General features: G+C 68.2%; 13 protein-coding genes. 6 read left to right on the top strand and 7 right to left on the bottom strand.

From position 1 onward, the window contains the following. Positions 1–215: 215 nt before the first annotated feature. Positions 216–1,565 carry a dicarboxylate/amino acid:cation symporter gene (locus ABIA71_RS07770; RefSeq protein ID WP_038686359.1) on the bottom strand — a complete coding sequence of 450 codons (1,350 nt, stop codon included), beginning with the start codon at positions 1,563–1,565 and terminating at the stop codon, positions 216–218. A gap of 312 nt (positions 1,566–1,877) precedes the next feature. Here ABIA71_RS07770 and ABIA71_RS07765 point away from each other — a divergent pair, with 312 nt between their 5' ends. Then, positions 1,878–3,044 (top strand): OprO/OprP family phosphate-selective porin, encoded by a 1,167-nt coding sequence (locus tag ABIA71_RS07765; RefSeq protein WP_354284494.1) that lies wholly within the window; start codon positions 1,878–1,880, stop codon positions 3,042–3,044. A 56-nt stretch (positions 3,045–3,100) separates the two neighbouring features. Then, positions 3,101–5,746 carry a hybrid sensor histidine kinase/response regulator gene (locus ABIA71_RS07760; RefSeq protein WP_354284492.1) on the top strand — a complete coding sequence of 882 codons (2,646 nt, stop codon included), beginning with the start codon at positions 3,101–3,103 and terminating at the stop codon, positions 5,744–5,746. A gap of 261 nt (positions 5,747–6,007) precedes the next feature. Here ABIA71_RS07760 and ABIA71_RS07755 read toward each other — a convergent pair whose 3' ends face one another. From ABIA71_RS07755 to ABIA71_RS07740, 4 genes are all read right to left on the bottom strand, one after another. After that, positions 6,008–6,664 (bottom strand): LuxR C-terminal-related transcriptional regulator, encoded by a 657-nt coding sequence (locus ABIA71_RS07755; protein WP_354284490.1) that lies wholly within the window; start codon positions 6,662–6,664, stop codon positions 6,008–6,010. Positions 6,665–6,894: 230 nt separating this feature from the next. Next, on the bottom strand, positions 6,895–7,956 hold the full coding sequence (locus ABIA71_RS07750; RefSeq protein ID WP_354284488.1) for an ABC transporter substrate-binding protein: 1,062 nt from the start codon (positions 7,954–7,956) through the stop codon (positions 6,895–6,897). Further along, positions 7,953–9,335, bottom strand: coding sequence for a sensor histidine kinase N-terminal domain-containing protein (locus ABIA71_RS07745; protein ID WP_354284486.1), 1,383 nt, complete (start codon positions 9,333–9,335; stop codon positions 7,953–7,955). Before ABIA71_RS07745 ends, ABIA71_RS07750 begins: the two co-directional genes overlap by 4 nt. Further along, positions 9,325–10,026 (bottom strand): response regulator, encoded by a 702-nt coding sequence (locus ABIA71_RS07740; protein ID WP_314403520.1) that lies wholly within the window; start codon positions 10,024–10,026, stop codon positions 9,325–9,327. Before ABIA71_RS07740 ends, ABIA71_RS07745 begins: the two co-directional genes overlap by 11 nt. A gap of 182 nt (positions 10,027–10,208) precedes the next feature. Between ABIA71_RS07740 and ABIA71_RS07735 the strand changes: the two genes are divergently transcribed. Genes ABIA71_RS07735 through phbB form a run of 3 tightly spaced genes read left to right on the top strand, consistent with a single transcriptional unit; the run spans position 10,209 to position 13,528 of the window. After that, positions 10,209–11,393, top strand: coding sequence for an OprO/OprP family phosphate-selective porin (locus tag ABIA71_RS07735; RefSeq protein WP_354284484.1), 1,185 nt, complete (start codon positions 10,209–10,211; stop codon positions 11,391–11,393). A 40-nt stretch (positions 11,394–11,433) separates the two neighbouring features. Further along, entirely contained in the window at positions 11,434–12,762 is a 1,329-nt protein-coding gene (locus ABIA71_RS07730) for a CitMHS family transporter (protein ID WP_038691835.1), read from the top strand. Positions 12,763–12,787: 25 nt separating this feature from the next. Then, positions 12,788–13,528: an acetoacetyl-CoA reductase gene (phbB, locus tag ABIA71_RS07725; RefSeq protein WP_354284482.1), complete on the top strand. Its 741-nt coding sequence runs from the start codon at positions 12,788–12,790 to the stop codon at positions 13,526–13,528. Between the two features lie 213 nt (positions 13,529–13,741). On the opposite strand, the gene ABIA71_RS07720 is transcribed toward phbB, so the two are convergent. Then, entirely contained in the window at positions 13,742–16,039 is a 2,298-nt protein-coding gene (locus tag ABIA71_RS07720; protein ID WP_354284480.1) for a TonB-dependent receptor, read from the bottom strand. 198 nt (positions 16,040–16,237) lie between these two features. Between ABIA71_RS07720 and ABIA71_RS07715 the strand changes: the two genes are divergently transcribed. Continuing rightward, positions 16,238–16,786, top strand: coding sequence for a DUF4274 domain-containing protein (locus ABIA71_RS07715; RefSeq protein ID WP_354284478.1), 549 nt, complete (start codon positions 16,238–16,240; stop codon positions 16,784–16,786). Between the two features lie 53 nt (positions 16,787–16,839). On the opposite strand, the gene ABIA71_RS07710 is transcribed toward ABIA71_RS07715, so the two are convergent. Then, positions 16,840–18,081 carry a flavohemoglobin expression-modulating QEGLA motif protein gene (locus tag ABIA71_RS07710; RefSeq protein ID WP_128097011.1) on the bottom strand — a complete coding sequence of 414 codons (1,242 nt, stop codon included), beginning with the start codon at positions 18,079–18,081 and terminating at the stop codon, positions 16,840–16,842. Between the last annotated feature and the right edge of the window lie 25 nt (positions 18,082–18,106).

Here is an 18,106-nt window from a genome sequence, read left to right as displayed (position 1 = left end):
AGGGGATCATACCCCCGTTGGCGTGGATGGACCTGTCGCTACGCTGTCGCGATCATGCTGCAACCGCACATATTCGCGCCGTCCGGCAGCGTATGCGCAGCGTGGCGCAGTGCGATGACAACCCGCATCACCGACGGTACGTGGACAAAAAATCAGGGCCTGCCATCCGGGGGGACGGGGCAGGCCCTGCAACACACGCAAGCATCAAACGGGTATCAGCGGGCCGGGGCGGTCAGCGGCGACGGCAGGTCGTCGGTGGTCAGCGCCGGCAGTTCGGCCTCGCGGCCGTCCAGGGCCAGCGCCAGGCGGTCGCGGTCCAGCGCGCCTTCCCAGCGCGACACCACCACGGTGGCCACGGCATTGCCAATGAAGTTGGTCAGCGAGCGGCATTCGCTCATGAAGCGGTCCACGCCCAGGATCAGCGCCATGCCGGCCACCGGCACTTCCGGCACCACGGCCAGGGTGGCGGCCAGGGTGATGAAGCCGGCCCCGGTGACGCCGGCAGCGCCCTTGGAGCTCAGCATCGCCACCAGCAGCAGCGCGATCTGGTGGCCCAGGGTCAGCTCGGTGTTGGTGGCCTGGGCGATGAACAGCGCGGCCAGGGTCATGTAGATGTTGGTGCCGTCCAGGTTGAACGAGTAGCCGGTGGGTACCACCAGGCCCACCACCGACTTGGCGCAGCCGGCGCGCTCCATCTTCTCCATCAGCGACGGCAGCGCCGACTCCGACGAGGAGGTGCCCAGCACCAGCAGCAGTTCGGCCTTCAGGTAACGGGCCAGCTTGAACACCGAGAACCCGCACAGGCGGCAGACCACGCCCAGGATGACCGCCACGAACAGGAAGGCGGTGAGGTAGAACGAGCCCACCAGCCAGGCCAGGTTGACCAGCGAGCCCACCCCGTACTTGCCGATGGTGAAGGCGATGGCACCGAAGGCGCCGATCGGGGCGGCCTTCATCAGGATGTGGACCAGGCGGAACACCGGGGCGGTCAGCGCCTCCAGGAAGGTCAGCACCGGGCGGCCCTTGGCACCGGTCAGGGCCAGGGCCACGCCGAACAGCACCGCCACGAACAGCACCTGCAGGATGTTGCCGTCGACGAAGGCGCTGACCAGGGTGGCCGGGATGATGTCCATCGCAAAGCCGGTCAGGGTCAGCTCATGGGACTTTTCCACGTAGCTGTGGACCGCGGTCTGGTCCAGGTCGGCCGGGTTGATGTTCATGCCGGCGCCGGGCTGGACCACGTGCGCCACCACCATGCCCACGATCAGGGCCAGGGTGGAGAAGAACAGGAAGTAGGCCATCGACTTGGCAAACACCCGGCCCACGGTGCGCAGGTGGGTCATGCCGGCGATGCCGGTGACGATGGTCAGGAAGATGACCGGGGCGATGATCATCTTCACCAGCTTGATGAAGGCATCGCCGAGCGGCTTCAGCGATTCGGCGAAGGCCGGCTCGAAGTGGCCCAGGATGGCGCCGAGGACGATCGCCACCACCACCTGGAAATACAGTTGGCGGTAGAACGGCAGCGGCTTGGCCGCGACGGGGGCGGCGGTGGGAATGTGCATGGCGGACTCCGGAGGGACGGTATCGGCGCGTCCGGCCTGCACGTGTGCGGGCCGGTTCCGTGGGGAACACCGCAGCCCGGATCGTGCATCGAGGGTCGCGGCGGATGGACGCATTTGTACGCGCGAGTCACCGCCGCGCAGATAACCTATTGGTACTAGCCCCCCGGTTCAGGTGGCGTTGGGTGCCTACACTGCGCCCCACACCGCCCTCCCCCACGGCGGCAAGTGACGCGCGCGGCCCGGCTGGGCAACAGTTTCCGGCGCTGCGGCCGTTGTTGTCCTGTCCCGTCTCAAAGAGAGAGCTGCACGTCCATGCGCCCGACCCCGACCCTGCTGGCCCTGTGCCTGGCTGCTACCCCCGCCCTGGCTTCGGCCGCCGACTTCGACAACTGGCCGACCAAGGTCGCCTTCAGCGATGGCACCGAACTGGCTGCCACCGCCAACATCGCCTACGACCTCAACGATTTTTCCGGCAACAGCGGCATCGAAGACGATGACGCGGTGCGCCGCAAGGAATTCGGCGCCACCCTGAAGAAGAAGGGCGTGTACGACGCGATGGTGTATTACGACTTCCAGGCCGACACCTGGCTGGACGTGTTCGTGCGTTTTGAGAGCAAGGCCTTCTTCGGCAGCGACATCGGCCGTTTCCGCTTCGGCTACATGAAGACCCCGGTGGGCCTGGACGCGGGCACCTCCTCGCGCGCCGGCAGCTTCCTGGAAACCGCCCTGCCCGTGCAGGCGTTCTACGAAGGCCGCCGCACCGGTGCCGAATGGGTGCTGGAACGCCCGCAGTACCTGCTGCAGGCAGGCGCCTACGGCGGCAAGGACCTGCAGGGCGACAACCCCGGCACCACCCAGGCCGTGCGTGCGGTGTGGACCCCGGTCAAGGCCGCCGGCGACGTGCTGCACCTGGGCTTGGCCTACTCGCAGGAAAACCCGCGTGGTTACCGCGATGGCCGCGACGTGCACCACGAGGCCAGCGCCCGCCTGCGCGCCCGTCCGGAAGCCGGCCTGACCGACATCCGCCTGGTGGATTCGGGCGCGCTGGCCACCGCCGACCAGATCCGCCGTACCGGCCTGGAAGGCATCTGGATCCGCGGCCCGTTCTCGCTGCAGGCCGAAGCGCTGCAGACCACCGTGACCCGTGAGGGCAAGCCGGACTACACCGGCAACGGCCAGTACGCCATGGCCAGCTGGGTGCTCACCGGCGAATCGCGTCCATACAGCGCGGGCGCGGTGGCCAACATCAAGCCGGCCCACGACTACGGCGCGGTGGAACTGGTGGCCCGTTACAGCCGCCTGGACCTGGACGACGCCGATGTCTTCGGTGGCCGCCAGCACGACTGGACCCTGGGCGCCAACTGGTACCTCACCAGCCACTTCAAGTTCCAGGCCAACTACGTCAAGGCCGACGCCAGCCGTCGCGGCGTGCACACCACGCCGGAAATCTTCGAACTGCGCGCCCAGATGCACTTCTGATCGGCATCGCGGCGGGCGTGTACACCGCGCCCGCCGCACGACCGTAGACTGCCGCCATGTACTGGCTCGGCCGCCACCGCACCCTGTTGCTCACCCTGCTGCTGATGATCGGCGGTACCGTGCTGTGCGCGGCCGCCGCCGGGCACTATGCGTGGCGCCGTGCGCTGGCCACCGAAAGCGCGCAGGTGCAGCGCCAGCTGGAACTGTACGGCCAGGGCCTGCAACAACGCATCGACCGCTTCGGCACCCTGCCGCAGGTGCTGGCACTGGACCCGGACCTGCGCCGCGCGCTGCTGCAGGTGCCCGACGCCGCCGCCCGGCAGCGCCTGAACCTGAAACTGCAGCGTGCCAACCAGGTCACCCGCGCCTCCACCCTGACCCTGGTCGGGCACGACGGCGTGGCCGTGGCCGCCAGCAACTGGGACCAGCGCAGCAGCAACGTGGGCGAGGACTACAGCTACCGCCCCTATTACCGCCAGGCATTGGCCACCGGCCGTGGCCGCTTCTACGGCATCGGCATGACCACCGGCGTGCCCGGCTACTTCCTGTCGCAGGCCATCGAGGAAGACGGCCGGCGCATCGGCGTGGTGGTGATCAAGATCGAACTATCGGCACTGGAACAGGAATGGCTGTCCAGCCCGGACGTGGTGCTGGCCAGCGACGAGCACGACGTGGTGTTCCTGGCCAACCGCGATGCCTGGCGCTACCGTCTGCTGCGCCCGTTGGGGCCGGGCGAGCGTCGCGAGATGCTGGAGGCGCGGCAGTACGCCGACCGCTCGCTGCAGCCGCTGCGGGTGCGCACCGAAGATGTGCTTGAGAACGGCGGGCGCATGGTGCGCCTGCTCGACCCGGTGCTGCCCGGGCCGATGCTGTGGCAGAGCCTGGCCTTGCCCGAAGAGCACTGGAACCTGCACCTGCTGCACGATGCCGGCGCGGCCACCAGCGCCGGGCGCAGTGCGGCCATCGGCGGCGGCGCGGCGTGGCTGGCGCTGGGCTTCCTGGTGCTGTTCGTGCAGCAGCGGCGGCGCCTGGATGCGCATCGGCAGCGCAGCCGGCGTGAGCTGGAAACCGTGCTTGCCCAGCATGCCGAGGAGCTGCGCACCGCGCAGGACGGCGTGCTGCAGGCCGCCCAGCAGGCCGACAGCGGGCTCAGCCGCAGCCTGGCCCACCTGCCGCAGGGCGTGGTGGTGATCGACAACGCGCAGAAGCTGGTGGCCTGGAATGCGCGCTACCTGGAACTGTTCAAGTTCCCGGCCGGCCTGATCCGCGAAGGTCGCCCCATCGAGGAGATCTTCCGCTACAACGCACGCCGTGGCCTGCTGGGCCCGGGGCCGATCGACGAAGCCATCGAGCGCCGCCTGAATCACCTGCGCAGCGGCCGCCCGCACATGCGCGAGAGCGAGAAGGACGACGGCACCGTGCTGGAGATCCGCGGCAATCCGCTGCCCGATGGCGGCTTTGTCACCAGCTACGCCGACATCACCGCCTACAAGAACACCGCGCGTGAACTGCGCTCGCTGGCCGATGCGCTGGAGCACCGCGTGGCCGAGCGTACCCGCGACCTGGACGAGGCGCGCCGCGAGGCCGAGCGCGCCAACCGCTACAAGAGCCGCTTCGTGGCCTCGGCGGTGCACGACCTGCTGCAGCCCTTGAACGCCGCGCGCATGTTCGTGTCGGTGCTGCGCGGCAAGCTGGCGGGCGATGCGCGCGAGTTGAGCGAACACGTGGATGCGGCGCTGGCCGCGCAGGATGCGATCCTGACCAGCCTGCTGGATATTTCCCGGCTGGAATCGGGCGCGTTGCAGACCCAGGTGCAGGCGTTCGCGCTGTCGCCGCTGCTGGAAACGCTGGCACGCGAATTCGGCATTGCCGCCGATAGCCGCGGCCTGCAGCTGCGCTGGGTGGACACCCGCGCGGTGGTGGTCAGCGACGAGGCGCTGCTGCGCCGGATCCTGCAGAATTTCCTGTCCAACGCGCTGCGTTACACCCCGCGGGGGCGCGTGCTGCTGGGCTGCCGGCGCGTGGGCGACCAGCTGCGCATCGAGGTGCACGACCAGGGCCCGGGCATTCCGGAAAGCCTGCAGGGCGAGATCTTCGAAGAGTTCCGCCGACTGGACGACGGCGTCGAACAGGAGCGCGGTGCCGGGCTGGGCCTGGCCATCGTCGAACGCATTGGCCGCCTGCTGGGCCACGGCATCCACCTGAGCTCCACGCTGGGCCGCGGCAGCGTGTTCGCGGTCAGCGTGCCGCTGGGCGATGCGGCGTCGATCCCGGCACCGACGCCGGTGCCAGCCGTGTCCGCTGATGCCGGCGATGACAGCCCGTTGCGCCATTGCCGGGTGTGGAGCATCGACGATGACCCGCGCGTGTGCGCCGCCACCCGCGCGCTGCTGGAGCGCTGGGGCTGCGCGGTGGAGCTGGCCGACGGCCCGCAGGCGGCGTTGGAGATCGCCTCGGCGCTCAACGTGCCGCAGTTGCTGCTGCTGGACGTGCGCATGGGCCAGTGGCATGGCCCGGATTTGTACGACGCGCTGTGTGACCTGTGGCAGGCGCGCCCGCCGGTGATCCTGGTCACCGCTGAACGCGACGACGCATTGAAGGCGCAGGCCGTGGAGAACGGGTGGGGGTTCCTGTCCAAGCCGGTACGGCCACCGGCGTTGCGGGCGTTGATGACGCAGGTGTTGGTAAGGCACAGGGCATGAACCGGCCGCGCATTTTCTCCGGCACGGCATGCCGCAGATGCGACCCTGCCTCGGCCCACACATCAGTGACGTTCGTGATGCGCTGCGGCGGTAGGGTCGGTTCCCAAACGACTGCCGACCTTGCTGATCCGCGCGGCGAACGCATGATCTGCGACGAAGCCGCCTTCGACACAAGGTCATGCCACCACCGAACGCTGCGCAGGTTTTCGGCAGTCGATCGGGATGCGACCTTACCTCCATCAACGCATCGCGGTTCGCGCGTCAGCCGTCCAGCCCTGCGCCGGCATCGCCTTCCGGCTCCAGCGCCTTCACCAGCACTGCGGCTTGGGTGCGGCTGTGGCAGTCGAGCTTTTTCAGGATCGCGGTGACGTGCACCTTCACCGTGTTTTCGGCCAGGCCCAGTTCGTAGGCGATCTGCTTGTTGAGCAGGCCGTCGGCCAGGCACAGCAGCACGCGGAACTGCTGCGGGGTGAGCTGGGCCAGGCGTGCGGCTAGCAGCGCGTCGGACTCCGAGCGCTCCGGTGCCATGGCCGGGAACCAGATCCCGCCATCGAGCACCGCCGCCACCGCCTGGCCGATGGTTTCGGCAGGGGCGGATTTGGGAATGAAGCCGGCCGCGCCGAACTGCTGGGCACGGCGGATCACGCGGGGGTGGTCGTTGGAGGAGACGATGACCACCGGGATGTCCGGGTGCGCGCCGCGGACGTGCAGCAGCGAGGAAAACCCGCGGGCGCCGGGCATGGTCAGGTCCAGCAGCACCAGTTCGATTTCCGGGTGCTGGTCCAGCGCGGTTTCCAGCGTGGCGGCGCTGGCCACTTCGATCACCTGCGCCTGCGGCAGCGATTGGCGCAGGGAATGGACGACGGCCGCGCGCAGCAGCGGGTGGTCGTCGGCGATCAGGACGGTGAGTTCGCTCATGCGGTCAATTGTAATGCCGTTGCCGGGCAGAGCCCGGCGCTACGTGGGGATCGTTGTCATGGGGTTGCCGGGCAGAGCCCGGCGCTACGCGGGATCGTTGTTATGGGGTTGCCGGGCAGAGCCCGGCACTACGTGGGGATCGTTGGCATGGCGTTGCCGGGCAGAGCCCGGCGCTACGTGGATCGTTGTGGGGTTGTCGGGCAGAGCCCGGCGCTACGCGGGTGCGGTTGTCAGCGGTCGTCGTGCTGCCGCATGCTGCCGCGCCAGGCGTCGAGGAACTGGCGGCGCTTGAGGCCGTCCAGGTACACGAGCAGGCCCGGGCCGAGCTGGATGGGGCGGTAGCTGCGTTCGGGCGAGCGGCCGCGTTGCTGGCCCTGTGCGGGCAGGATCGGCATCAGCCGGGCTTCGCGCGAGAGTACCCGCTGGCCGCGGGGCGACAGCAGGTAGTCGAGGAAGCGTCGCGCCTCGTCCGGATGCGGGCTGCTGCGCGGAATCACCGCGGTGCGCAGTACCACCAGCGTGTAGTCCTCCGGTTCAACGATGCCCAGCGGTGCGCCGGCTTCGATACGTGCCTGCGCGTAGGAGCCCAGCACGTTGTAGACCAGGGACAGTTTGCCGCTGCTGACCTGGTCGAGCAGCACGCCGGTGCGTTCTTCCAGGTGCACGCCGTTGTCGCCCAACGCGCCCAGCAGCGCACCGGCAATGCTGCCGCGCTGGCCGTCCTGGGTGGCCAGCAGGTAGCCCACGCTGCTGCGCTCCACGTCGTAGGTGCCCACCCTGCCCTGCAGCGGCGCGTCCGGGGCGCGCAGTAGTTCCAGCAGTTGCCGGCGCGTGTGCGGTACCCGCGCGGCCGGCAGGGTGCGGGTGTTGTAGACGATGGCCACCGGCTCGTAGCTGATCCCGAAGGCCTCGTGGCGCCACTGCGCCCAGGCGGGCAAGGCGTCGGTCTGCACCGAGCGATGCGGCAGCGCGTGGCCGTCGTTGACCAGCTTGGTCTGCAGGTCCATGCCGCTGCTGATCAGCATGTCCGGCGCCTGCGGGCCACTGCGGTCGCGCAGGTAGCGCGCGTAGATGTCCTGGGTGATCACATCCTCGTAGAGGATTTCGGTGCCCGGGTGCAGGCGCTGGTAATCGGCAATCACCGTGGCGAACACCTCGATGTCGGTCGAGCCATGGATGCGCAGCTTCGCCACCGCCGGGCCCTTGGCCGGGAACCGCTGCACATCGCCCGGCGCGGCCAGCACCGGGCCTGCCCCCAACGTCAGCAACAGCAACAACCACGCGTACTTCATGCATGCATCCTCGGCAGGCGGATGGTGGCCACCAGGCCCCCTCCGACGCGGTTGCTCAGGTCGATCTGGCCCCCATGGCTGTCCACCACGCGCTTGACGATGGCCAGCCCCAGTCCGGCGCCGCCGGCGGCGGCCCCTTCACCACGTGCGAACCGCTCGAACACGCGCTCGGCATCGGCCGCGGCAATGCCCGGGCCGTGGTCGGCGATGGTCAGCACCCAATGCTGCGCCTCTTCGGTCAGCGCCACCTGCAGCGCACCGTCGCCGCCGTACTTGAGGGCGTTGTCGATCAGGTTCTTGATGGCCTCGCGCAGCAGCAGTGCGTCGCCGTGTATCCAGGCCGCCTGGGCACTCACCGCCAGCTGCACGCGCGGGGCCGGCAGTGCCTGCGGCAGTGCTTCGTGCAGCGCCTGGTGCACGGTTTCGGCCAGGTCCACCGGGGCGAAGCGCTGCAGGTTGGCGCGGTGGATCACGCTGGCATCGCTGAGCAGCTGGTTGAGCAGGCGGCTCATGTGGGTGGCGTTGCGCTCGATGGCGTGCAGGCTGCGCCGCATGTCCTCGGGATCCTCCTCGTCCAGGGCCAGCTGCGCCTGCGCGCGCAGCGCGGCCAGCGGCGTGCGCATCTGGTGCGCGGCCTCGGCCATGAACGCCCGCAGGGTTTCATTGCTGCCCTGCAGGCGGCCCATGAAGTGGTTCAATGCGCCCACCATCTTGTCCATCTCGCGCGGCACGCTGGCGTCGAGCGGTTTCAGGTCGGACGGTTCGCGACGGGCCAGCTCGCGCTCCATCCGCACCAGCGGGCGCAGCGCGCGGTGCACGCCGAGCCCCACCAGGGCCAGCGACAGCAGCGACAGCACCGCGATGGCCAGCAACGCACGGGTGACCATGTCCTGCGCCAGCGCTTCACGGGCGCGCCGGGTCTGGCCCACCTGCACCCGAACCTCGCCCTGCGCCGACGGCGAGGACACCCGCCGCGCCACCACCACGAACCGCACCTGCTCGCCGCTGTAGGGGGCATCGAACAGCTGTGGGCGGTCGCTGGGCGCGTGCGGCGGCAGCGGCAGATCCGCGTACCCGGTCACCGTCTGGTCGCGTGCGTCGGACACGCGGTAGAACACGCGGTCCTCCGGTGCCATGGCCAGCAGGTCCAGCGCGGCATACGGCAGGTCCACCTGCCATTGCGCCTCCACCAGCGCCACCGAGTCGATGATCGACAGCGCCGAGGACACCAGCAGGTGGTCATAGGAGCGGTTGGCGGCACGTTGCCCGTAGGCGCGTGCGCCGAACAGCAACGCCACCGCGAACAGCGCCAGGAACGCGCCCAGGTACAGCCACAGCGTGTGCCGGATCGAACCGGAGGTGCGCGGGTCAGTCGTCATCGCCGCCTGCACTGCCGGCGTCGTCGCCCAGCGCTTCGAGCAGGTAGCCGCTGCCGCGCACGGTGACGATCCGCAGCGGTGCGTCGGCCAGCTTGCGACGCAGGCGGCCCACGTAGAGTTCGATCGCGTTGGGGCCGGCCTCGTCATCGAAGCCGAACAGACCGTTGCCAATCTCATCCTTGCCCACCACCTGGCCCAGCCGGCCCATCAGGATTTCCAGCAGGCGGTATTCGCGGTTGGGCAGTTCGATCGGCTGGCCGTCCAGGCTGACCCGGTGCGAGGCGTTGTCGAACTGGAACGTGCCGATCTGCACCACTTCGCTGGCCTGGCCGCGGGTGCGCCGCAGCAGCACCCGGCAGCGCGCCTCGAATTCGCGGAAATCGAACGGTTTGCCCAGGTAGTCGTCCGCGCCCACGTCCAGCGCCTGCACCCGGTCTTCAATGCCGTCGCGCGCGGTCAGCATCAGCACCGGGGTGCTGTCGCCGCGCTCGCGCATGCCGGCCAGCACGCGCAGGCCATCCAGCTTGGGTAGGCCGATGTCCAGCACCACCAGGTCGAAGCTCTGGTAGCGCAGCACGCTGGCCGCGGCCAGCCCGTCGCTCTGCCAGTCCACCGCGTGCCCACTGCGGCGCATGCGGCGGACGATGGCATCGGCCAGGTCCGGGTTGTCTTCCACCAGCAGCAGGCGCATCGGGTCAATTCGTCGAAGGTGCACGAATGCTAGCGCGAGCGGCCGCTGCCGTGGGCTTCGCTGCAGTGCACAAACCCCTGACAGGTGGATGACAGCTTCCCGGCACTAGGCTGCGCCATCGCGTCGCAGTCCCCTGCCACGCCATTGCCGACATCACCGCACTGACGTACCTGGGAGGGTCCGTGGAACTGAACTCACTGCGCTGGCGCACGCCGGCTGCCTGCACCCTGCTGTTGCTGACCGCGCCGGTCTGGGCCGCCGAGGGCACCGACGATGAACGCCCGGTCACCGCTACCGTTGGCGGCCGCCTGCACCTGGATTTCGCCGACTTCAGCAACGACAGCCGCGGCACCCCCAACAAGGACGACACCGAGATCCGCCGTGCCTGGGTGGACGTGTCGGGCAAGTTCTTCGTGGTGGACTACAAGCTGGAAGCCGACTTCTCCGGTGACCGGGTGGAAGCCAAGGACGTGTTCGTCAGCCGCAGCTTCGGTGACGCCGGCAAGCTCACCGTGGGCCAGTTCAAGCAGTTCTTCTCGCTGGACGACCGCACCAGTTCCAACTACGGCACCTTCCTGGAACGCGGCAACGCCGGCACCACGCTGGCCCCGCTGTACCGGCTGGGTGCCTCGTGGCAGGCCGCGCACGGTGACATGACCTGGGCGGCCAGCGCCTACAGCCTGGAGAGCATCGACGCCTGGCAGGTCAAGGGCCGCGCGGCCGGTGGCCGCGCCACCTGGGCACCGGGCGCCACCGCCGGCGAGGTGCTGCACCTGGGCCTGTCGCTGGCTCACGAGCGCTACGACAATCCCGGCGCCAACGGCGTACCCGGGCTGAGGATCCGCCCGCGCCCGGCCGGCCACCTGTCCGACAACAGCCGCCTGACCCTGGTCGACTTCTCGGCCGGCCGCGACACCGACGTCAACAAGTGGTCGCTGGAATACGCGCAGGTGCGCGGCCCGTTGTCCTGGCAGGGCGAGTTCAGCGGTGCCACCTTCGACGACGGCAGCCAGCGCGGCAAGGTGATGGCCGGCTACGGTCTGGTGAGCTGGTTCGTCACCGGCGAGTCGCGCGTGTACGACCGCAAGACCGGCCGGTTCGGCCGGGTCAAGGATTTCCAGCACCCCGCCGGCGCCGTCGAAGTGGCGCTGCGCTACGACCAGATGCGCGGCGACCAGCACCTCATCGGCCAGCCGGACTTGCGGGATGCACAGACCGAGGCATGGACGCTGGGCGGCAACTGGTACATGCGCCCGAACCTGCGCTTCATGCTCAACCTGATCGAAAGCCGCAACCGCGACCGCCTGGCCGCGACCACGGTGGACCGTACCCGTGCAGTGACCGGCCGCCTGCAGTTCGATTTCTGATTTCTTCCTTCCGCACTACCTCTCCAGGAGTCTGCAGATGATGCTCAGCATCCTCGGCTTTGGCATGGTCATTACGTTCATGTACTTGATCATGAGCAAACGGCTGTCGCCCCTTGTTGCCCTGATCACCATTCCGATCATCTTCGCGCTGCTGGGCGGCTTCGGTGCCGACATCGACGAGATGATGCTGGAAGGCATCAAGAAGATCGCGCCGACCGGCGTGATGTTGATGTTCGCCATCCTGTACTTCGGGGTGATGATCGACGCGGGCCTGTTCGACCCGCTGGTGCGGATCATCCTGCGCTTCGTCAAGGGCGACCCGATGAAGATCGTGCTGGGCACGGCGATCCTGGCGATGCTGATCTCGCTCGACGGCGACGGGTCGACCACCTACATGATTACCGTGTCGGCGATGCTGCCGCTGTACCAGCGGCTGGGCATGAACGCGTTGAACATGACCTGCGTGACCATCCTCGCCGGCGGCGTGATGAACCTCACCCCGTGGGGCGGTCCGACCGCACGCGCGGCCACTGCGCTGCACGTGGACCCGGCCGACGTGTTCGTGCCGCTGATTCCCTCGATGGTGATCGCCTGCGCCGGCGTGCTGCTGCTGGCCTGGTACCTGGGCCTGAAGGAGCGCCGCCGCCTGGGCGTGGTCAGCCTGCCGCAGGGGGGCAGCTGGATGGACAACAGCGTGTCCGATGACGGCAACGCGCTGCCCACGGTGGAAGACGCCGAAGACACCAAACGGCCGAAGCTGCTATGGGTGAACCTGGCCCTGACCCTGGCGCTGATGACCGCGCTGATCATGGGCGTGCTGCCGATGCCGGTGCTGTTCATGGTCGGCTTCGCCATCGCACTGGTGATCAACTATCCGAACCTGGCCGAGCAGCGCCGCCGCGTGGTCAACCACGCCGGCAACGTGCTGTCGGTGGTGGCGCTGATCTTCGCCGCGGGCATCTTCACCGGCATCCTCAACAACACCGGCATGGTGGAGGCGATGTCGCACAGCTTCCTGGCGATCATCCCCGACAGCTGGGGCCCGTACCTGGCGGTGATCACCGCGATCGCCTCGATGCCGTTCACCTTCTTCATGTCCAACGACGCCTTCTACTTCGGCGTGCTGCCGATCCTGTCCGAGGCGGCCGGCAACTACGGCATCACCCCGGTGGAGATGGCCCGCGCCTCGCTGGCCGGCCAGCCGGTGCACCTGCTCAGCCCGCTGGTGCCCTCGACCTACCTGCTGGTGGGCCTGGCCAAGGTGGAGTTCGCCGACCACCAGAAGTTCACCCTGAAGTGGGCCATCGCCATCTCGATGCTGCTGATGCTCGGCGGCCTGCTGTTCGGCCTGTACCCGCTTGCGTCCTGATCCGCCTACCAAGGAGCGTTCTGCCATGACCCTTCGCATCGCCTACGTCACCAGCGGTATGGGCAGTGTCGGCACTGCCATCTGCCAGAAGCTGGCCCGCAACGGCCACACCGTGGTGGCCGGCTGCGCACCGAACTCGCCGCGCAAGGCCGGCTGGCTGCGCGAACAGCGCGAGCTGGGCTTCGATTTCATCGACTCCGAGGGCAACGCCGCGGACTGGTCCTCGACCGTGGCGGCCTTCGCCAAGGTCAAGGCCGAGGTCGGCGAGATCGACGTGCTGGTCAACAACGCCGGCGGCAGCCGCGACGTGCTGTTCCGGCAGATGAGCCCGGACGACTGGAACGCGGTGATGGGCTCGAACCTGCATGCGCTGTTCAACATCACCAAGCAGGTCATCGACGGCATGGCCGCGCGCGGCTGGGGCCGGATCGTGAACATCGGCTCGGTAAGCGCGCACAAGGGCCAGATCGGCCAGGTCAACTTCGCCACCGCCAAGGCGGCCATGCATGGCTTCAGCCGGGCGCTGGCCAATGAGGTGGCCACCCGCGGGGTGACGGTCAATACGATTTCGCCGGGCTACATCGCCAGCCAGTCGATCAGCAGTTTCCCGCCGGACGTGCTGGACCGGTTGGCCGGCTCGGTGCCGATCCGCCGCCTGGGCAAGCCGGAAGAAGTGGCCAGCCTGTGTGCGTGGCTGGCCTCCGATGATGCGGCGTATGTGACCGGCGCGGATTATGCGGTGAACGGTGGCCTGCACATGTTCTGAAGCTTGACGCGTCCGGTTGACGCGTGACCTCCCCCACGAGGTGGCCGCGACGCTGAGAGGCGTTGCGGCTTCTTTTTTTCGTCAACGTCCCGCCGGGGTTTGCATTACGTACCGGTGGGTGCCGACCGCTGGTCGGCACACATGCAAACCCCACCTGCCACCGACCAACGGTCGGTGGCTACCGTGAGGGTCGGTCGGTGGTAACCGCGCCGGTCAGAACTCCGCTGCCACCGTCATGAACACCTGGCGCGGGGCGCTGGCGTGGATCGCGTAGCGGGTACCGGTCGGGTCGGTCGGGGCGAACGAGCTCAGCTGGCCGGCGTAGCGCTTGTTGGTCAGGTTGGTCGCGTTGAGCGACACCTTGACGTCGCGCAGGCCCAGGCCGGGGCCGAACGAATAGCCCACGCCCGCATCGAAGGTGGTCACGCCTGCCACCGACTGGTCGTTGGTGTAGGTGTAATAGCGCTTGCCGGTGTACTTGGCGCGCAGGCTGGCGAAGTAGCCATCGCGGTTCCAGCTGATTTCACTGGACGCCATGCGCTGCGGGGTGTCCACGGTGATCTTGCCGGCCACCGGCACGATCGCCCCGCCGGAGGTGTAGTTGTCCTCGTAGGTGGTCTTGTTCCACGACAGTGCGTTGTACCACTGCAGGCCATCCACCGGCTTGAGGATGAAGGTCAGCTCGGCACCGCGGCTCTTCACCGAGCCCACGTTGATGAAGCGGGTGATGCACTCCGGACGCGTGCCCACCTCGATGCTGGTGCACGGGTTGAGCGAGAGCAGGCGGTTGTCGAACATGACGTGGTACGCCGCGATCGAGGCCTGGTACTTCTCACCGAAGGTGCGGAAGCCCGCTTCCAGCGTCTTCGACTTCTCCGGCTCCAACCCGGCGCTGGCCGCGAATGATTCCGGCGACACCTGCAGCGGGCCGCCGCTGCCACCGCCCACGAACGCGGCGATGTTCTCCGAGTACGAGGCGAACAGCTCCTGGTTCGGGCTGAGCTTGAAGCCGATACCGGCCTGCGGCAGTACCGATTCCTTGGCGGTCAGCGTGCCCGAGGCGTAGCTGGCCTCGGTGCCCGGCTTGGCGTTGGCGGTCATGCGGGTGTTGGGGCTCTTGATGCCCACATCAACGGTCAGGCGGTCATCCAGGAAGCGCATGCGGTCCTGCACGTAGAACTGGCGCGTGCGGATGTCGAAGTCCTGGTCGAACAGGCGGCGGTTCGGGTAGTTGAGGTAGGCGTCATCCAGGAACGGACCGGTGATGTAATAGAAATTGCGCTCCACGTTGTGGTCGTTGCGCTCGTACCACAGGCCCGCTTCCAGTTCATGGATGCCCCACTGCCAGCTCAGCGCGGCGGTGATGCCCTGGCGGTTGATGGTGTAGTTGGTGCTGCGGATGGAAATCGGCAGCGCCTGCGCCGTGCCCGGGTAGGACGGCTGGCCCGGCGCCCACCAGTGGCCCTGGCCGCGGTTTTCATGGTGGTAGCCGAGCAGCTTCAGGCGCGCGGTGTCGCCCAGCGCCAGGTCGGCATCCAGCGAATACAGGTTGTCGTCGCGCAGCGCGCGGCTCTGGTAGTAGGCATCGTCGATGCTGTTGACGCCGCCGCTGAAGGCACACTTCTGCGCGTTGTAGGTGCCCGGTGCGCAGTAGGCGGCGGCCACGGCGCGGTCCCAGTCCGGGGCGTAGATGTTCCAGTCATAGCCCAGGCCGCGCCGCAGCATGTCCTTGGACAGGTAGGCGTAGTTGGCCTGGCTCACCCGCGAGGTGGCGGCGAACGCACCGAAGCGGTGGTCGCCCACGTTCCACACGGCCTTGGCATTGAACTGGCGCGTGGTCTGGTTCTGGTACGGCGCGGCCCACATGTCCGAATCCTGGTGCACGCCGGACACGTAGGCCGAGAAGCCGTTGAGGTCGCCGGTGTCCACGCGCAGGTAGCCACGGCGCTGGTTGTCGTCGCCCACGGTCACGCTGGCACGGCCGCCGAACTCGGTGGACGGGTCCTGCGAGAAATACTGGATGGTGCCGCCCAGGTTGCTGGTGGACGCCACGCCCAGCGAGCCGATACCCTGCGACAATTCCGCCCCGGCCAGGTTTTCGGCGATCAGGGCGCGCGCGATGCTCAGGCCGTTGTAGTTGCCGTAGCTGTTGTCGCCCAGCGGGATGCCATCCAGCGTGTAGCCCAGGCGGCTTTTGTCGAAGCCGCGCAGGGTGATGCTCTGCGATTCCTCGTTGGCGCCGAAGGCATCGTTGGACTGCACCGACACGCCCGGCAGGCGGTCGAGGATCTTCTGGCCGCTGGTGCCCGGCGGCAGCACCTGCTTGTCCACCGTGCCGATGCGCTGCACCTGGCGGGTTTCGCCCTGGCCGATCACCGACACGGTGTCCAGGGTCTGCGCGCTGAGCGCAACGGTGGCATCGGGGCCCGCGTTGGCGGCTACGTCGGCAGCGTGGGCATTGGCGGCGCACAGCGCAATCGCCACGGCGATCGTCAGGGGTCGGGTAAGCATGGTAATCCGTTGCGTGGGGGGTGATGACCTGCGCACTGCAGGTGCGTGACCATCATGCGAGCGCAACATGAAAGGATTCTTACGCCACGGGGTGCGGCATATGAAATGCGACCCAACGCGCGAAACCACGCGCGCACGCACCCCGCGCGCACCGCACGTACAATGCACGCCTTACCGCAACGGCAGGGACAGCAGGCAATGAACGAACAGGACTACGAAGCCGCCAAATGGGCGCTGCTGCACGCGCATCTGGTGCAGGCCACGCCCGAACAGCGGCATCTCTATGTGGCGCGCTCCAACTACGGTGACAACCAGCGCGCGCTAGAATGGCTGGCCGACCAGCCCGATCTGGACCGCGCCACCGCGCTGATGCTGTTCTGGAGCGTGGGTGCGGGCTCGCATGCGCAGTACGAATCGCTGGACGATGTGCCTGACTACGATCGCGACACCCACCAGTTCATCGGCCTGGTGCAGCAGCGCTTCCTGGGCGGGTTCTATGCCGACCATGGCATCGGCTTCGATCCGACCCGGTGGGACGGTGCGGGCCCGAACGAGCATTCGGCCGACGAGCTGCAGCGGATGCCGGCGCAGATGCTGCAGGCCGTGGACGGCGAGCATTACATCGATCCGTTCGATGAGGCCTACGACGAAGACTACGACGACGGCCTGCCGATGGCACTGGTCGAGCAGCTGTACGAGCTGGCCGACGTGCATATCGCCTGGGAAGAAGCGAACCCGCAGGCGTAGGGCACCACCGTGGGTGCTGACGCCTCAGGCAGGTCACCACCACCGGTGGTGACCTACTCGGCGGCCAGCTGGTCCATGCGGATGCGGTTGGCGAACAGCGAAAACGCCAGCATGCCGGCCAGGCCGTTGGCGCGGCTGACCCAATGCGGCAGCCAGCGCGGCGGGCGCAGGATGCCTTCTTCGAACAGCGGTGCGAAGGCGATGGCATCCTGCAGCGACATCTTGCCGGCAAACAGCCACCGGCAGACCTGCAGGCGGTCTTCGGCCAGCATGTGGCGGAAGAAGGTGTGCACCGACACCAGCCCGCGCAGGTACACGGTGTCTTTGGTGAACGCCGCGCCGCCGGTCGGTGGCACGCCGCGGAACACGCGCTGGGCCGACGCGAAGCTTTCTTCGTTGTTCTGCCCGGCGTCGCAGAAGTAGCGGAACACCTGGATGAAATCGGCGCCTTCGCGCGCCATCGCAATGGCTTCGGTGCGCAGGCTGATGCGCTTGAGGCGTTCGATGTCGATGCTGCCGGTGATCTGCTCGGCGAACGTGGCCAGCCCTTCCTGGGTGGCGGTAACCCGGGGCGAGGACAACGCCAGGCTGGGCAGGTGCGGCTGCTCGCGGCCGTTGAGCGCGGTCAGCGAATGCACCAGCGCTTCGTGGTGGAACAGCTGCGCACGGTCGTAGGCACTGAAGCGGGCGCTGGTGCGCAGGCGGATGCGGGTGGGACCGGCGGCCGCCTTGGAAATCAGCTCCGGGTCGAGCTGCACGCTGATGATGCGCGATTCGAAGAAGGCATCCAGGTCGCCCTGCAATTGCAACTGCAGCGCGGTGGCCGAGACCGGCACCTGTTCTTCCGGGGCGAGCAGCTCGTGGTCCAGCTCCTGCGCGATCTGGATGAAGTGACGGGCCGCCTCGCGGGTGCTGGGGCCGTTGCCGGGCAGCGGGTGCTCGGGCGCGCCGAACAGCTCCACCGAGTAGTGGTCCACCGCGGCGGTGCCCAGGGATTCCAGAAGGCCGGCGGCCAGGTCCCAGCTGTGCGCCGAGCGCTGCACGTACAGGCCGATGGGGTGCGCGGGATCGCACTGGGCGCTGATTCCGGCCAGGGCGCGGCGCGTGTCGCTGAAGTCCAGTTTCGGATAGCTCACCTGGGGCAGCACCGGGTTGCCGCGCGCCACGCTGGCCAGGAACGGCGCCTGCAGCGCGGCTGGCCAACTGGTGAGCCCGAGCAGCTTGATGCCGCCCACCGCCTCCACCAGCTGCGCATCGAGCGCGGTGTGGTGGGCCACCTCACGATCCACGGTCATCGGTGTGTCCATGGGCGGACAATAG

Origin of the sequence: Stenotrophomonas sp. 2619, from assembly GCF_040548725.1 — a bacterium.
Classification (GTDB): Bacteria; Pseudomonadota; Gammaproteobacteria; order Xanthomonadales; family Xanthomonadaceae; genus Stenotrophomonas; species Stenotrophomonas maltophilia_AP.
The sequence above is the reverse complement of the archived record's forward strand: the minus strand, read 5'-3'. Positions and strand labels throughout refer to the sequence as shown.

Excerpts from the sequence above, each read along its gene's own strand:
- ABIA71_RS07770 (WP_038686359.1), bottom strand. The coding sequence starts at position 1,565 with ATGCACATTCCCACCGCCGCCCCCGTCGCGGCCAAGCCGCTGCCGTTC.
- ABIA71_RS07765 (WP_354284494.1), top strand. The coding sequence starts at position 1,878 with ATGCGCCCGACCCCGACCCTGCTGGCCCTGTGCCTGGCTGCTACCCCC.
- ABIA71_RS07760 (WP_354284492.1), top strand. The coding sequence starts at position 3,101 with ATGTACTGGCTCGGCCGCCACCGCACCCTGTTGCTCACCCTGCTGCTG.
- ABIA71_RS07755 (WP_354284490.1), bottom strand. The coding sequence starts at position 6,664 with ATGAGCGAACTCACCGTCCTGATCGCCGACGACCACCCGCTGCTGCGC.
- ABIA71_RS07750 (WP_354284488.1), bottom strand. The coding sequence starts at position 7,956 with ATGAAGTACGCGTGGTTGTTGCTGTTGCTGACGTTGGGGGCAGGCCCG.
- ABIA71_RS07745 (WP_354284486.1), bottom strand. The coding sequence starts at position 9,335 with ATGACGACTGACCCGCGCACCTCCGGTTCGATCCGGCACACGCTGTGG.
- ABIA71_RS07740 (WP_314403520.1), bottom strand. The coding sequence starts at position 10,026 with ATGCGCCTGCTGCTGGTGGAAGACAACCCGGACCTGGCCGATGCCATC.
- ABIA71_RS07730 (WP_038691835.1), top strand. The coding sequence starts at position 11,434 with ATGCTCAGCATCCTCGGCTTTGGCATGGTCATTACGTTCATGTACTTG.
- phbB (WP_354284482.1), top strand. The coding sequence starts at position 12,788 with ATGACCCTTCGCATCGCCTACGTCACCAGCGGTATGGGCAGTGTCGGC.
- ABIA71_RS07720 (WP_354284480.1), bottom strand. The coding sequence starts at position 16,039 with ATGCTTACCCGACCCCTGACGATCGCCGTGGCGATTGCGCTGTGCGCC.
- ABIA71_RS07715 (WP_354284478.1), top strand. The coding sequence starts at position 16,238 with ATGAACGAACAGGACTACGAAGCCGCCAAATGGGCGCTGCTGCACGCG.
- ABIA71_RS07710 (WP_128097011.1), bottom strand. The coding sequence starts at position 18,081 with ATGACCGTGGATCGTGAGGTGGCCCACCACACCGCGCTCGATGCGCAG.